14 protein-coding genes are annotated in these 13,894 nt (G+C 72.9%); 8 read left to right on the plus strand and 6 right to left on the minus strand.

Annotated features, from left to right (window positions below; translation table 11 throughout):
* The first annotated feature begins 89 nt into the window (after positions 1-89).
* Complete coding sequence (locus J2S44_RS05730; protein WP_310409608.1) at positions 90-680, plus strand: hypothetical protein; 591 nt, start codon at positions 90-92, stop codon at positions 678-680.
* Complete coding sequence (locus J2S44_RS05735) at positions 677-1,000, plus strand: transcriptional regulator (protein ID WP_310409609.1); 324 nt, start codon at positions 677-679, stop codon at positions 998-1,000. Before J2S44_RS05730 ends, J2S44_RS05735 begins: the two co-directional genes overlap by 4 nt.
* Here the strand turns inward: J2S44_RS05735 and J2S44_RS05740 are convergent.
* From J2S44_RS05740 to J2S44_RS05750, 3 genes are all read right to left on the minus strand, one after another.
* The gene (locus J2S44_RS05740) at positions 984-2,255 is read right to left on the minus strand and encodes an aspartate aminotransferase family protein (protein WP_310429489.1); all 1,272 of its coding nucleotides are present in this window, start codon (positions 2,253-2,255) and stop codon (positions 984-986) included. The genes J2S44_RS05735 and J2S44_RS05740 overlap by 17 nt on opposite strands.
* A gap of 186 nt (positions 2,256-2,441) precedes the next feature.
* Complete coding sequence (locus J2S44_RS05745; protein ID WP_310409610.1) at positions 2,442-3,554, minus strand: glycosyltransferase; 1,113 nt, start codon at positions 3,552-3,554, stop codon at positions 2,442-2,444.
* Positions 3,551-4,471: a glucosyl-3-phosphoglycerate synthase gene (locus tag J2S44_RS05750; RefSeq protein WP_310429491.1), complete on the minus strand. Its 921-nt coding sequence runs from the start codon at positions 4,469-4,471 to the stop codon at positions 3,551-3,553. Before J2S44_RS05750 ends, J2S44_RS05745 begins: the two co-directional genes overlap by 4 nt.
* Positions 4,472-4,719: 248 nt before the next feature.
* Between J2S44_RS05750 and J2S44_RS05755 the strand changes: the two genes are divergently transcribed.
* The 4 genes from J2S44_RS05755 to J2S44_RS05770 are packed head-to-tail and all read left to right on the plus strand — an operon-like array spanning position 4,720 to position 7,463.
* Positions 4,720-5,670 carry a Gfo/Idh/MocA family protein gene (locus J2S44_RS05755; protein WP_310409611.1) on the plus strand — a complete coding sequence of 317 codons (951 nt, stop codon included), beginning with the start codon at positions 4,720-4,722 and terminating at the stop codon, positions 5,668-5,670.
* Complete coding sequence (locus J2S44_RS05760; RefSeq protein ID WP_310409612.1) at positions 5,663-6,742, plus strand: zinc-dependent alcohol dehydrogenase; 1,080 nt, start codon at positions 5,663-5,665, stop codon at positions 6,740-6,742. Before J2S44_RS05755 ends, J2S44_RS05760 begins: the two co-directional genes overlap by 8 nt.
* 41 nt (positions 6,743-6,783) lie before the next feature.
* Positions 6,784-7,074, plus strand: a complete 291-nt coding sequence (locus J2S44_RS05765; protein WP_310409613.1) for an ArsR/SmtB family transcription factor — start codon at positions 6,784-6,786, stop codon at positions 7,072-7,074.
* Complete coding sequence (locus tag J2S44_RS05770; RefSeq protein WP_310409614.1) at positions 7,074-7,463, plus strand: VOC family protein; 390 nt, start codon at positions 7,074-7,076, stop codon at positions 7,461-7,463. The genes J2S44_RS05765 and J2S44_RS05770 overlap by 1 nt, the downstream gene beginning before the upstream one ends.
* Before the next feature lie 27 nt (positions 7,464-7,490).
* On the opposite strand, the gene J2S44_RS05775 is transcribed toward J2S44_RS05770, so the two are convergent.
* Positions 7,491-8,735, minus strand: a complete 1,245-nt coding sequence (locus J2S44_RS05775) for a sulfite oxidase (protein ID WP_310409616.1) — start codon at positions 8,733-8,735, stop codon at positions 7,491-7,493.
* A 378-nt stretch (positions 8,736-9,113) separates the two neighbouring features.
* Here J2S44_RS05775 and J2S44_RS05780 point away from each other — a divergent pair, with 378 nt between their 5' ends.
* Entirely contained in the window at positions 9,114-9,485 is a 372-nt protein-coding gene (locus J2S44_RS05780; RefSeq protein WP_306827725.1) for a hypothetical protein, read from the plus strand.
* A 141-nt stretch (positions 9,486-9,626) separates the two neighbouring features.
* Positions 9,627-10,787, plus strand: coding sequence for a hypothetical protein (locus tag J2S44_RS05785; RefSeq protein WP_310409617.1), 1,161 nt, complete (start codon positions 9,627-9,629; stop codon positions 10,785-10,787).
* 64 nt (positions 10,788-10,851) lie between these two features.
* On the opposite strand, the gene J2S44_RS05790 is transcribed toward J2S44_RS05785, so the two are convergent.
* Together J2S44_RS05790 and J2S44_RS05795 are read right to left on the minus strand one after the other, a co-directional pair.
* Positions 10,852-11,868, minus strand: a complete 1,017-nt coding sequence (locus J2S44_RS05790) for a COG1361 family protein (protein WP_310409620.1) — start codon at positions 11,866-11,868, stop codon at positions 10,852-10,854.
* Between the two features lie 66 nt (positions 11,869-11,934).
* The gene (locus tag J2S44_RS05795; RefSeq protein ID WP_310409621.1) at positions 11,935-13,848 is read right to left on the minus strand and encodes a fibronectin type III domain-containing protein; all 1,914 of its coding nucleotides are present in this window, start codon (positions 13,846-13,848) and stop codon (positions 11,935-11,937) included.
* Positions 13,849-13,894: the final 46 nt, after the last annotated feature.

A 13,894-nucleotide genomic window follows, 5' to 3' on the forward strand; every position in this document is an offset into this window, starting at 1 on the left:
GCCTCTTTTTTCGTTGCTTCACTCTGCGATGCAGAGTACTCTAACTCTGTACCGCAGAGTTCTCTGCGTCTGACGAAGGAGATGTGGTCATGAGCGACACCGCCGACCCGGCCGCGATACTCGCCGACGTGCACCGGCTGCGCGAGCGGGTCCGCACCGACCGCCGCACCGTCACCGCCCCGCTGCTCACCTTCGGCGTGCTGATCCTGGCGCACGCGCCGGTGATCGGGCTCGTCTCCGCCGCCACGGCCGGCTCCCGGCACCTCGTCAGCCTGCTCTTCTGGCCGCTCGCCGGCGCGCTCGGCCTGGGCGCGCTGTGGTGGCAGGCGCACCGGATCGCGACGCGGGACGGCGTCGGTGAGGGCCGCCGGTCGTACCGGCCGATCACCCTCGGCTACCTGGTCAGCCTGCCGCTGCTGGCGCTGCTGTTCATCCCCGCCTTCCTGGTCGGCGTGTTCGCGCCACTGGCCTGGCCCGCCGCGATCCTGTACGCGATCGCCCGCCGCCAGCACAACCAGGCCCTGCACCGCACCTCGACCGCGCTCGCCCTCGCCGCGGGCGCGCAGATCCTGCTGGCCGTGGGCGCGCTCACCACCGCCTGGATCGCCGTCGACGCCGCGGCCGGCCTCGCGCTGGTCGCCGTCGCCGCCTGGGCCCGTTCCCGGGCGGCCGCGGAGTGACCGCCCCGGAGCCGGCGCACCCGGCGCTGGACCTCGACGACGCGGTGCACCAGAAGACCCGGCTGGCGCTGCTGACCGTGCTCGACGAGGCCGGTCAGGCCGACTTCCCCTACCTGCGCAAGGTCCTCAACCTCACCGACGGCAACCTTGGCCGGCACCTGGACGTGCTGGCCCAGCAGGGCCTGGTCGAGATCACCAAGGGGTACGCGGGACGCCGCCCCCGCACCTGGGCCGCGATCACGCCGAAGGGCGAGGCCGCGCTGGCCGCGGAGATGTCGGTGCTGGCCGCGCTGCTGGAACGGTTCAGGAACCGGAGCTGAGCGCGCCGTCCAGCATGCCCAGCGCGGTGGTGACGTCCGCGTCCGGGACGTTGCACGGGGGTACCAGGTGCAGCCGGTTCGCGGTGGTGAACGGCAGCAGGCCGGCCCGCCGGCACGCGGCCACCACCGCCAGGGTGTCCGCGACCGGCAGCGGCTCCCGGGTGTCGCGGTCGGCGACCAGCTCCACCGCCCAGAAGACGCCGACGCCGCGCACGTCCCCGATCACCGGGTGCTTCTCGGCCAGCTCGCGCAGGCCGGGGCCGAGCAGGTCCCGGCCGAGCCGGTCGGCGTTGGCGACCGTACCCTCGTCGGTCATGGCATTGATGGCGGCGACCGCCGCCGCGGTGGCGAGCGGGTGCCCGGAGTAGGTCAGGCCACCCGGATAGGGCGTGTGGGCGAACGTGTCCGCGATCGCGTCGCTGATCACCACGCCGCCGAGCGGGACGTACCCGGAGTTGACGCCCTTGGCGAACGTGATCAGGTCGGGCCGCACGTCGTAGCGGTCCAGCGCGAACCAGGCGCCGGCCCGGCCGAACCCGGCCATCACCTCGTCCAGGATCAGCACGATGCCGAACCGGTCGCACAGCTCCCGCACGCCGGGCAGGTAACCGGGCGGCGGCGGCATGATCCCGGCCGTACCCGGAATGGTCTCCAGGATGATCGCGGCGATCGTGGCCGGGCCCTCCGCCTCGATCGTGCGCCGCAGGTGGGCCAGCGCCCGCGCGCACTCCTGCTCCTCGGTCTCCGCGTGGAACTCGGAGCGGTAGCGGAACGGCCCGAAGAACCGCACGACCCCGGCCGTGCCCGTGTCACTCGGCCACCGGCGCGGGTCACCGGTCACGTTGACCGCGGTCTGCGTGCCGCCGTGGTACGAGCGGTACGCCGAGAGCACCTTCGGCCGGCCGGTGTGCAGGCGTGCCATCCGGATCGCGTGCTCGTTCGCGTCCGCGCCGCCGTTGGTGAAGAACACCTTCTCCAGCCCGTCCGGGGCCAGGCCGGCGATCAGCCGGGCCGCCTCGGAACGGACGCCCGTGGCGTGCTGCGGCGCGAGCGTGCACAGCAGCTCGGCCTGTTCCTGGATCGCCCGCACGACGCGCGGATGACCGTGGCCCAGGTTCGTGAAGACCAGCTGCGAGGAGAAGTCGAGGTACTCGTTGCCGGCGTCGTCGCGGATTCGCGAGCCGTGCGCGCCGGTGATCACCATCGGGTCGATCTCGGCCTGCGCCGACCACGAGTAGAAGACGTGGTCGTCCATCAGCGCGTGCGTCACCCAACCATGATCCACCCGGACCGGTGCGGTGCCTGCGGCGACCCCGGCGGATCACCCGCACGGTGGCCCCGGCGGATCACCCGCACGGTGGCCCAGTGGGTCGCCCGCGCGGTGGCCGTCCGGCGAGCGGTCCGGCGTGGGGATCCCCCGGGGCGGGGGATCCCCACCGGCTCACCGGGTGAGCATCCGCTCGTACAGCGCGGCGTAGCCGGCCGCCATCACGGCCGGGGTGAAACGGCGGGCCGCCTCGGCGCGGCACTCCGCCTCGACCAGGCCGCCGACCGCGTGCATCAGCTCGCCCAGCTCGTCCTCGTCCGTGGTGAGCAGGCCGGTGCGGCCGTGCTCGATCAGCTCGGGCAGGCAGCCGCGCGCGATGCCGACCACCGGCGTGCCGAGCGCGAGCGACTCGACCACGGCGGTGCCACCCGGCTCGTTCCAGCGCAGTGGGAACAGCGCGGCGCGGGCGCCGGCCACCAGGTCGTCGCGTTCCTGGCCGGCAACGGTGCCGACCCAGCGGACCCGGACGCCGTCGACGTGCGGGGCGACCTGCTCGTGCCAGAAGCGCACGTCCGGGTTCTGCGGGTCGGCGGCGGCCAGCGCCTCCGGCGAGTGGTACGGGCCGACCGGGCCGGCCAGCACCAGGTCGAAGCCGTGCCGGTGGGCGAGCCGGGCCGCGAGGTCCTGGCCCTTGCCCGGGTTGATCCGGCCGAGCACCACGGCGTACCCGTGCTTCTCGGCCTTCTCGCGCCGGTCCGCGTCGATCGCGAGCGGCGTGGCCAGGTGCACGTGCCCGATCGCGTGGGCGCGCAACGCCTCCGGCGCGTGGGTGAGCTGGTCGGCGGAGACGCCGTTGACCCGGACCCGGTCGCCGCCGTCGAACGTGCCGTAGAGGTCCGGGTGTTTGCGCAGGTCCCAGTGCAGCGTGTGCAGACCGGGCGGGCCGCCGGAGCCGAGCGCCGCGAGCATGGTCAGCCCGGCCGCCTCCACGTGGTCGTGGATCAGGTCGATGCCGCCGGCCGCGACCCGCCGCAGCACCGCGGCCTGGTGCGCCGGGACCACGCCGCAGGCCTGGTTGTACGGGCGTTGCAGCATCGCGAACTGCCCGGTGCCGAACGCGTGCACGTGCTCGTCGGCCGGCAACGTGCTCTCCCCGACCGTGGCCAGCACCACCTCGATGCCCAGCGCGCGCAGCTCCGGGACCAGCGTGGCCACGATGTTCTCGATGCCGCCGTACCCGTTCGGCGGGACCGGCAGCCACGGCCCCGCGTTCATCAGGACCCTCATGAGGCCACCGCCGGGACCAGGCCGGGCACCCGCAGCGACGCCAGCGGCGGCCGCTCGGTCACGCCGATCTCGTGCGTGACGATCTCCCGGTCCAGGCGCGGCAGCCCACCGGCGTGGCCGCGACGGAACTGGGTCATCAGCGTCGACGGCGGCAGCTCGTCGGTGACCAGGCCGGCCCGGTGCAGCCGGGTCCACGCGGTCACCATGATCTGCGCGGACATCCGGCCGAGCGCCTCGGTGCTCTGGTGCCGGTGGTGCCGGACCCCGAGGTCGACCTGGGCCAGCGCGTCCAGCCCGGCCTCCTGGAGCAGGTCGATCAGCATCGCGATCTCCACGCCGTAGCCGGAGACGAACGGGATGCGCTCCAGCACGCTGCGACGGCCCGCGTACTCCCCGGCCAGCGGCTGGACGACACCGGCCAGCTCCGGCCAGAACAGGTTGATCAGCGGGCGGGCGGCCAGCTCGGTGACCCGGCCGCCGCCGTCCGGTTCGACGCCGGTGGCCCGGTGCAGCGGCCGGTGGTAGAAGCCCTTGACGAACTCGACCGACGCGTCGGTCAGCAGCGGGCCGAGCAGGCCGGTCACGAAGTGCGCGGAGAAGTCCTCCAGGTCGCCGTCGACGAACGCGACCACGTCACCGGTGCTGGCCGCCAGGCCGGCCCAGAGCGCGTCGCCCTTGCCCTCCATCCGCGGCAGGCCGCGGGTCACGTCGTCCTGGCTGACCACGCGCGCACCGGCGGCCCGCGCGATCAGCGCGGTGTCGTCGGTGGAGCGGGAGTCGACGACGACGATCTCGTCGACCAGCGGTATCTCGTCGATCAGGCGCTCACGGATCGTGGTGACGATCGCACCGATGGTCGCCTGCTCGTTGCGTGCGGGGATGACCACGCTGACGCGGTCCTCCCCCTTGGACCTCAGCAGCTCAGCGTCCGACCACTCGGTGTAGGAGAAGGTGCGCGACGAGGCCCAGGCCTCGAGGACGGGAGAGACATCGTGCGTCATGCGTACCCCCGGGTAGTTGATCTTCTCGTTGTCGTCCCTCACTTCCCGCCCGGCGGGAATTCCAAGCGCATCTGTGACATGAACGTTTGTCATCCGACAAGAGTTTGCGGAGGGCGCCCACCGAGAAGTGCAGACGTTGACGATCACCGCCGAGAAGCGAGGAGATGCCGGTGACGAGAGTGGGACTGGTCGGTGCGGGAGGCGTGGCCCAGCGCCACGCGCGGGTGCTGTCGAGTTTGCCGGACGTGCAGGTCACGGCCGTGACGGACGTGGTGCCGGAGGCGGCCGCCGCGCTCGCCGAGCCACACGGCGCACGCGTCGTACCGGACGTGGCGGCACTGCTGAACGAACCCCTGGACGCGGTCTACGTCTGCGTGCCGCCGTTCGCGCACGGCCCGGCGGAGCGCGCCGTGATCGAGGCCGGATTACCACTGTTCGTGGAGAAACCCATTTCGCTCGATATCGCCGCGGCTCAGGATATTTCGGACGCTATCGCGGAGCGCGGACTGCTCACCGCGGTCGGTCACCACTGGCGCTACCTCGCCGTCGTCGAGCAGGCGCGCGCGCTGCTGGCGGACCGGCCGGTGCGGCTGGTCACCGGCGCCTGGCTGGACAAGGTGCCGCCGGTCGGCTGGTGGCCGCTGCGGGAGAAGTCCGGCGGGCCGATCGTCGAGCAGGCCGCGCACGTGCTCGACCTCGCCCGGCACCTGGCCGGCGAGGTCACGTCGGTGACCGCGGCCGGCAACGGCACTCCCCCGGCCGGCGACATCGACGGCGCCACCGCGGCCGTTCTGCGGTTCGCGAGCGGTGCCGTCGGCACGCTCGCCGCGACCTGCGTGCTCGGCTGGAAGGAGCGCGCCGGACTGGAGATCTACGCGGACGGGCTGGCCGTGCGCGTCTCCGAGACCGGGCTGACGGTCCGCGACGCCGACGGCGAGCGCACCGTGGACAGCGACCCGGAGACCGCGCGGGTCGCGGTCGACCGGGCGTTCGTCGCCGCGGTCCGCGGCGAGGAGCACGACATCCGGGTGCCGTACGCGGAGGCGCTGCGCACCCACACGCTCGCGCTCGCGGTCGCCTCGTCCGCCGCGACCGGGGAGACGCGCCATGTCTGACCGCAACCTGATCGTCAGCGCGCCCGGGAAGCTGGAGATCGTCGAGGAGGAGGTCGCGCCCGGCCCGTTCCGGGTGCGCACGCTGTTCAGCGGCGTCTCGGCCGGCACCGAGCTGAGCTTCGTCAAGAACACCCATCCCGCGCTGCACACCGGCTTCGACACCGAGCTGGGGCTGTTCGGCGGGCCGGCCGACGACGCGTACCCGGTCACCCGGCTCGGCTACATGGAGGTCGGTGTCGTCACCGAGAGCAGCACGCCCGCGGTGGCCACCGGCACGACCGTGGCGATGACGTACGGCCACCGCACCGGCTGGACCGGCGACCCGCTGCGCGACCGGATCGTGCCGCTGCCGGACGACCTCGACCCGATGCTCGGCATCTACGCCGCGCACATGGGCCCGATCTGCGCCAACGGCCTGCTGCACGCGGCCGCGGACGCGGTCGGCCCGGCCGTGCGCGCGCTCGGCGACGGCGTGGCCGGCCGCCGGGTCGCGGTCACCGGCGCCGGCGTGGTCGGCCTGCTCACCGCGCTCCTGGCCCGCGCGCACGGCGCCGCCTCGGTCGTCGTGCTCGACCCGTCCGCCGAGCGCCGCGCCGTCGCCGAGTCGCTCGGACTGGACACGCTGGACAGCGGCGGCTCGGACGACCCCGCGGTGGTGCTCAAGACCGCGTGGCGGCACTGGCCCGGCGACCGCGGCGCCGACGTCGTCTTCCAGTGCCGTGGCCAGGCGTCCGCGCTGCAGCTGGCGATGCGGCTGCTCCGGCCGCAGGGCACGGTGATCGACCTGGCGTTCTACCAGGGCGGCGCGGACGAGGTGCGGCTCGGCGAGGAGTTCCACCACAACGGGCTGCGCCTGGTCTGCGCGCAGATCGGCCGGGTGCCGCGCGGCCTGGCCGGCACCTGGGACCGGGAGCGGCTCTCCGCCGCGACCATCGATCTGCTGCGCCGCGACGGCGAGGCGATCCGTCGTCACCTGATCACCGCGGTCGTCCCGTTCGACGAGGCGCCCGCGCTGCTCGACGACCTGGCCGCCCGCCGGCGCCAGGAGGTGCAGTCGGTCCTTTCCTTCTGATCTCCTTGATATGCAAGCGGTGACTTGCCTATCATCGTCGCGTGGACGATGACGACGTCTTCAAGGCCCTGGCCGACCCGACCCGCCGCAAGATACTGGACGAACTGGCGGATCGGGACGGCCAGACCCTGTTCGAGATCTGCGCGCGGCTCAGCTCCAAGCACCAGCTCGGCTCGTCCCGCCAGGCCATCTCCCAGCACCTCGAGGTGCTGGCCGCGGCCGGCCTGGTCCACAGCCGCCGCGACGGACGCTACAAGTTCCACCACCTCGACACCGGCCCGCTGGAGCACCTCACCGACCGGTGGCGTCACCGCGACACCAAGGAGACCTGATGCGCATCACCATCACCAGCGTGCTCGTCCACGACCAGGCCGTGGCGGAGAAGTTCTACACCGAGGTCCTCGGCTTCGTGAAGAAGCACGACGTCCCGATGGGCGGCGACGCCCGCTGGCTCACCGTGGTCTCCCCGGACAACCCCGACGGCACCGAGCTGCTGCTCGAGCCGGACGCCCACCCGGCCGCCAAGCCGTGGAAGGAGGCGCTGGTCGGCGACGGCATCCCGTACACCCAGTTCGCCGTCGACGACGTCAAGGCGGAGTTCGCCCGCCTGCGCGACCTCGGGGTCCGCTTCACCCAGGAACCGGTCGACATGGGCGCGTTCACCACCGCCGTCCTCGACGACACCTGCGGCAACCTCATCCAGATCATCCAGATGCACTGAGCCGGCCGGGGCCGGTGGCCGCCCGGCTCAGGCGACCGTGACCGGGTGCCGGACCTGGGCGCCGAACAGGTAGCCCAGCGTGTTGTGCGGCACCGTCGCCGGGTGGGTCGCGCCGGTCACGTCGGTGGCGCGGGCGATCAGCGTGTGCGGCCCGGTGCCGGCCGGCGTCCAGTCGATCCGCCAGCGCTGCCAGGCGTTCGGCAGGTTCGGGCCGGTGGCCCGCGCGCGCCGCCAGGTCGTGCCGCCGTCCGTGCTGACGTCGACGTGCCGGATCGGCCCGTTCGCCGACCAGGAGCGGCCGGTGAGCGTGGTGCGGGCCGGCGGCAGCGTGGCACCCCAGGCCAGCTCGAACGCGCTCTTCACCACCTGCTCGTCGATCAGCGTGCCGTCGGCCGGGTGATCCGCGCCGAACAGCCGGTAGAACTGCGTGTTCCACGGCGAGAACAGCGGCTCCGCGGCCACCTCGATCGCGCCCACCCACTTGATCGACGAGATGCCGATCCAGGACGGTACGACCACGCGCAGCGGAGCGCCGTGGTCCGGCGGCAGCGGTGCGCCGTTGAGCTCCCAGGCGAGCAGCACGTCGTCCAGCGCCTTGCCGACCGGCAGCGGGCGGCGCACCGGCCCGAGGTCGACACCGCCGCTGACGAAGTTCGCGTCCAGACCCTGCGGCTGCACGTCGACCGCGTCCCGGCGCAGGCCGGCCGCGCGCAGCACGGTGCCGAGCCGGACGCCCTGCCAACGGCCGACGCCGATCGCGCCGAGCTTCCACGCCGTACCGGAGACGGTCTGGCCCTGCTGCGTGGTGAAGAAGCTGCGCGCGTTGCCGGCGCACTCGACCGCCGCCGTGATCGTCTCCTGCGGCAGCCGCCTGAGCTGGTCGAGGCTGAACTCCGCGGGCGCGCGCAGTCCACTGCCGAAGAGCCGCAGCCGGTACGCGGCCGGATCGATGATCGGCGTGCTGGTGTGGTTGCGCACGAAGAAGCGGTCGACCGGCACCAGGTAGCCGGTGTCCCGCAGCGCCTCCCACCGGGTCTCCGCGTTCGTCCCGAAGACCGTGAACAGTTCCGGCGGCAGCGGTTTCACGATCGGCCCGTCCGCCCGGGCCGTCCCGGCCGCGGCACCGCCACCCAGGGCACCGCCACCCAGTGCGGTGCCGACCCCGACCGCCGCGGCGAGCCGCATCAGGTCGCGCCGGGTGAAGCCGCGTCCGCTCGCCCGGCCGTCCCGCCACTGCTCCAGCCGTACCCGGTCGTAGGTCGCCTCGTTCATCGAAGACCCTCCTGTCCGTTTCCGGATAGACAACCACACCTACCGGCTCGATAGGAATAGCGACGGGGTGTACGTCGAGCGCCGCACGAGGCACAGAACGGGCCGCCACGGGCCGCCGAGGCGGATCCGGCCGGGTCGCACGCGCGGGAGATGCGGGAACCAGCGCGTACCAGATGACGCCTGAGCTGGGTATCCGCCGTTCCGGTGGGGCGATCGACCGTTATCCGGACTTCAGGGTACGGGCGGCCAATTCTCGCCGTTCGATTTCGATCCCCGTGGACGTCATGCAAGGCTGCGCTGAGCCGTCCCAAGATCCACTCACGGACGGTAGTCGCACGGAAGCGAAAAGGCAACAGAACCGAGCGGGGAAGAAAAAGTATGGCCAGCATCGACATCGCACTGAAGGAAGCCATGACGATCGACGGCGCCATCGGCGTCGCGCTCGTCGACTACACCAGCGGCCTGACGCTCGGTGTGCTGGGCGGCGGCACGATCGACATGACGGTCGCCGCGGCCGGCAACACCGACGTGGTGCGCGCCAAGCTGCGCACCCTGGAGATGCTGGGCCTTTCGGACGGCATCGAGGACCTGCTGATCACACTCGACACCCAGTACCACCTGATCCGGCTGATGCAGCCCCGGCGCCCGGGTGAGGCGCTGCTGCTCTACATGGTGCTGGACCGCAGCCGGGCCAACCTCGGCCTGGCCCGGCACCGCCTGCGCCGCGTCGAGGCGGAACTCGAGGTCTGACCGGTACGACGGCGGGCGTGCCGCAGATCACCTGAGCGCGCCCGCCGACGCATTGACAATCCACAGTGACACGCCGACCATTTCCTGGTTCGCGGTCTACGCCGCCGGACAGCAGAACCTGGATCGACGTGGGAGCGTTCGGTGACCGGACCGGGAAGGACTCCCGCGGAGCAGGACGCCGACCGACGTCCACCGCTGCAGCGCGCGATCCCGCTGCGCGGCCTGGCCTCCCCGGACGCGCCGGACGCACCGTCCGAGGACTCGGGCTCCTGGGGCGCGCCGAAGCTTCCCTCCTGGCCCGCGCACCCGGCCCCGGCCGGCACCGCGCCACCGCCCGAGGACCCCGGACCGGCCACCGCCGTGACCACCTCGCCGCCGCCACCCGCGCCGCCGCTGCCCGCGCCGCTTCCGCCCGCGCCCTTGCCGTCCGCGCCGCTGCCGCCCGCGGCCGGCGCGGTTCCCGCGGCCCCGGCCGTCGCCGGCCCGCCGGACGCGGCCCACGGCACCCGGCATGACCTGCCCCCGGAGAGCGCGGAGACCACCGCCGGGCTGGTGGTGACGGAGACGCCGCTCGCGACGGCCGGCGCCCGGGCGGTGCCGCACCCGCGACTGTGGCTGGTGCCGCTGGTCCTGATCGGCGCCATCGTGATCGCCGCGGCCGCGCTCGCCGGCCGTGGACCGGCCCCGGACGGCGCGGACACACCGGTCGCGATCCCGCCGGCCACGTTCGGCACACCCGCGACCGGCCAGGTCACGATCATCACGCCGTCGGCCGGGCCGAGTGCGGCCACGCCGTCCGCCAGCCCGACGCCGTCACCGGCCGCGCCGACCCGGACCGCGCCGGCCACCCCCACCCCGGCCCGCAGCACGGCGGCCGCCGCGGCACCGGCACCCGCCACCCAGCCGCCGGCGGCCACCGGCCCGATCACCGGGTACTCCGCGTGCACCACCGGCAGCACCGCGGTCCTCGCCGTCACGTTCACGAAGCCGTTCGACTGGCACCACGCCTACCTCGACGTCGACGGCAACGCCTCGACCGGCTACGACGTGCCCGACATCGGCGGCCGGCTCGGCGCCGACTACATGGTGGAGAACGACGGCTTCTTCCGCGCGAACGACGCCGAGTGGGACTGGTCCGAGATCGAGGACAGCGGCCTGCAGACCTCCCGCACCGGCGGCACGTACCGCTGGCAGCTCCCCCGCTCGGCGCTGCCCACCACCGCCCCGCTCCGGGTCGTCTTCCACGGCGCCGGCGACACCCCGGACACCAACACCCCGATCATCACCGCCGGCTCCTGCTGACCGGCCCGGCCCGACGCATCCGGCCGCCGGTGCTGCGGGCGGCCGGATGCGCTGTAGGCGGGGGTTACTTCGCGGCGGTGGCCAGGGCCTGCCTGACCGCCGCGGCCACCCGGGCGTCCTCGCGCGCCCGGCGGCGGTGGCGCAGCCGGACGGTGAGTGTCAGGAGGGCGGCCAGGAGCACGAGCGCGAGCAGGAGCAGCCACGGTACGGCCCAGGTCGTCGCCTCGGCGGAGACCGGTGCCAGCATCGAGCGGGAGCCGGACGGGTCGATGATCAGCGGGGTCAGCGTGGTGGTGCCGGTCAGCAGCAGCGCCGCGGGGACGTCCGCGACCGGCACGGTGACCGGCCAGGACTCGCCGGGCAGCAGCTCCGGCGGGGCCGCGATGTCGCCGGCGTCGGAGCGGAACCAGCCGAACGGGCCGGCCACGGACGCGGCCTGGGTCGCGGACAGCGTGGTGTTGCCGGTGTTCTCGATCGTGTACGACACCGTGGCCGCGCCGCCCGCGAACGGGTTCCACGAGCCGTCGTAGGAGACGCGCATGCCGGAGACCGCGAGCGACGGCGCCAGCTCGCCACCGACGCGCAGCGTGATCCGGATGCCGAGGCGGCGTTCCACATTGACCTGCTGGGTGGTGTCCGGGCTGGTCAGCGACGTGACGATGCCACCGACGTAGTCGCCGGGCGTGGCGTCGGCCGGCACCGCGACGGTGAACGGCACGTCCGCGGTGGTGCCCGGCTGGACGGTGACCGTGCCGCCGGACGATGCCCACGCCCCGACGCCGGTCTGCGGCACGTCCCGGTTGCGCAGGTCGAGCCCGCCCTCGCCGGTGGTGAAGCCGTCCGCGGCGTACACGGTCAGGGTCAGCGCCGTGGTGCCGCGGTTGGCGACGACCATGGCGTCGGAAACCGTACCGCCGGGGTTGATGGCGTAGCTGTAGCTGGACCGGTCGGCGCCGAGGCTGTTCGAGGCGGTCCGCACCGTCCAGGTCACGTCGCCCTCCTCGGCCATCGCCGGGGTGGCCCACAGGCCGGCCGAGACGGCGGCCGCGAGCACGGCCAGGACGGTGTTCTTCCAACGCATGACGGGGTTCCTAACCGGGAAGGCGGGGCGGGCACCGGGCCCACCCCGCCGACTTCGACGAAACGATCAGCTGCTCAGCGCGGTGATCGTCAGGGTGGTGCGGTACGAGCCCTTGTCGACCTCGCCCGGGATCCTCAGGTCCAGGTCGGCGCCGACCTTCGCGGAGCCACGCTCGTGACCCTGCGCGGCCGAGGCCAGTCCGCGCGAGACGGACAGGCCGTCACCACCGGCGGTGTACGCGGACGGCGCCACCGGCCCGGCCACGGCCCCCGCGCCGGCGGTGATCACCTTCGGCGCCCAGCCGAGGTAGGCACCCGAGAACGACTTGTCGCCGTCCACGAAGTCGCCCACGCCGGCCGAGATCGACCACGGCGCCAGCGAGCGACGCGTGTCCGTGACCAGGATCGGGTTGATCTGGCCGGACGCCGCGAAGTAGGTCGTGTCGACCTCCCGCGCCGTACCCAGGTCGACCAGGCCGTTGTAGCCGTCGATCGTCCACCCGAACTCGCCGGGCGCCGCCGTCGGCACGTTGACCTGGATCTGCTGGTTGTCACCGTGGTACGGGCGGACCGTCACGGAGTCGACCAGCGAGCCGACCGGCGCGTCGCCCTTGGCCTGGCTGCGCACGGTCTCGACGACCAGTTCGTCGTTGCGCACCTTCACCTTGGTGTAGCTGCGCACCTTCTCCTGGCTCTGGACCGAGTTGTACCAGTAGTTCTCCGGCTTCAGCGGGTCCGGCCCGTTGGTGCCGCTCGCGTCCGGCTTGGTGATGTCGTAGTACTTCGAGCCCGAGGCCGAGTTCGAGGTCACGTAGATGACACCACCGGGGCCGGGGAAGACCTCGGCCGCGTTCGGCTGCTCGTCGGGGTTCTCCTTGACGCCGTTCTTGATCGAGTAGCTGCGCGAGTACGCGTGGTCGTGGCCCTGGAGCACCAGGTCGACGCCGAGCGTGGAGAAGGCGGTCGGGAAGTCGTTCCGCCGGACCTTGGCGTCGCCGTCCTTGGCGTGCGCCGCGGGCGAGTAGATGGCGTGGTGGTAGACCAGCACCGTCCACTTCGCCTTGGCGCCGTGCTGCCGGATCGTCTCGGTCACGTACTGCAGGTGCGCCTCGTCGCCGCCGCCGCCCTGCGAGGTGGCGTAGGAGTTGCTGTTCAGGTCGATGAACAGCGTGTCCTTGTAGATGAACCAGTAGTCGCCACCGGAGGTGTTCGACGCCGGGTTGCCGTTGGCGTAGTACCTGCCCGAGTAGTCCGTGTTCGGGGTGAACATGTGCTGCTCGTACGCCTTGGAGCCGACGTCGTGGTTGCCGATGGTGGCGGCCCACGGGTACTGACGCAGCTGGTCCGGCGCGAGGAACGCCGACCACTGCGCCTCGTTGCCCGCGGTCTCGACCTGGTCGCCGCCGGACACCAGAAGTTCGGCGTCCGGGTTGGCGGCCAGCGACACCTTCATCGTGTCCGCCCAGCCGGCCTGGTCGTTGGCCAGGTTGCCGGACGCCCCGATCTGCGGGTCGCCGTAGAACAGGAAGTCGTAGTCGCCCTCGAAGTCCTGCGTCTTGAACGAGTACGTCGGGGACCAGTTCCCCGCCGCACCGACCCGGTACGAGTACGCGGTGTGCTCCGCGAGCCCGGTGATCGTCGCGTGCCGGTTGAAGCCGCCGCTGGCCGCGACGTTCGCTCCACCGATCGCCGCGATCGACGACGCATCCGCCGGGAACTCGCCGTCCTTCACCCGCGCGGTCGGCGTGAGCTGGATGGACTGCGACGTGTCCGCGGACGAGTACCAGGTCACGATGCGCTGGGTCTCGTCCGCACCCACCCCGAGGATGATGCCGCTCAGCGTGGCGGCGTCGGCCGCGAACACGGGGTTGCCGAGTCCGCCGCCGAGGGCCCCGGCGAGGCCCACGAACGCCGCGGCGAACCCTGCGGTCGCCCGGCGCCCCGCGAGGCCGGAGCCCCGCGAGAGGTTGCTGTTTCTCATCGGCTGTTTCTTCCTCATTTCCAGATGAGAGTGTGGTGCTGAAAAA

Source organism: Catenuloplanes niger (genome assembly GCF_031458255.1).
In the GTDB taxonomy this organism is placed as follows: Bacteria; Actinomycetota; Actinomycetes; order Mycobacteriales; family Micromonosporaceae; genus Catenuloplanes; species Catenuloplanes niger.

Excerpts from the sequence above, each read along its gene's own strand:
- J2S44_RS05730 (WP_310409608.1), top strand. The coding sequence starts at position 90 with ATGAGCGACACCGCCGACCCGGCCGCGATACTCGCCGACGTGCACCGG.
- J2S44_RS05740 (WP_310429489.1), bottom strand. The coding sequence starts at position 2,255 with ATGGACGACCACGTCTTCTACTCGTGGTCGGCGCAGGCCGAGATCGAC.
- J2S44_RS05745 (WP_310409610.1), bottom strand. The coding sequence starts at position 3,554 with ATGAGGGTCCTGATGAACGCGGGGCCGTGGCTGCCGGTCCCGCCGAAC.
- J2S44_RS05755 (WP_310409611.1), top strand. The coding sequence starts at position 4,720 with ATGCCGGTGACGAGAGTGGGACTGGTCGGTGCGGGAGGCGTGGCCCAG.
- J2S44_RS05760 (WP_310409612.1), top strand. The coding sequence starts at position 5,663 with ATGTCTGACCGCAACCTGATCGTCAGCGCGCCCGGGAAGCTGGAGATC.
- J2S44_RS05770 (WP_310409614.1), top strand. The coding sequence starts at position 7,074 with ATGCGCATCACCATCACCAGCGTGCTCGTCCACGACCAGGCCGTGGCG.
- J2S44_RS05775 (WP_310409616.1), bottom strand. The coding sequence starts at position 8,735 with ATGAACGAGGCGACCTACGACCGGGTACGGCTGGAGCAGTGGCGGGAC.
- J2S44_RS05780 (WP_306827725.1), top strand. The coding sequence starts at position 9,114 with ATGGCCAGCATCGACATCGCACTGAAGGAAGCCATGACGATCGACGGC.
- J2S44_RS05790 (WP_310409620.1), bottom strand. The coding sequence starts at position 11,868 with ATGCGTTGGAAGAACACCGTCCTGGCCGTGCTCGCGGCCGCCGTCTCG.
- J2S44_RS05795 (WP_310409621.1), bottom strand. The coding sequence starts at position 13,848 with ATGAGAAACAGCAACCTCTCGCGGGGCTCCGGCCTCGCGGGGCGCCGG.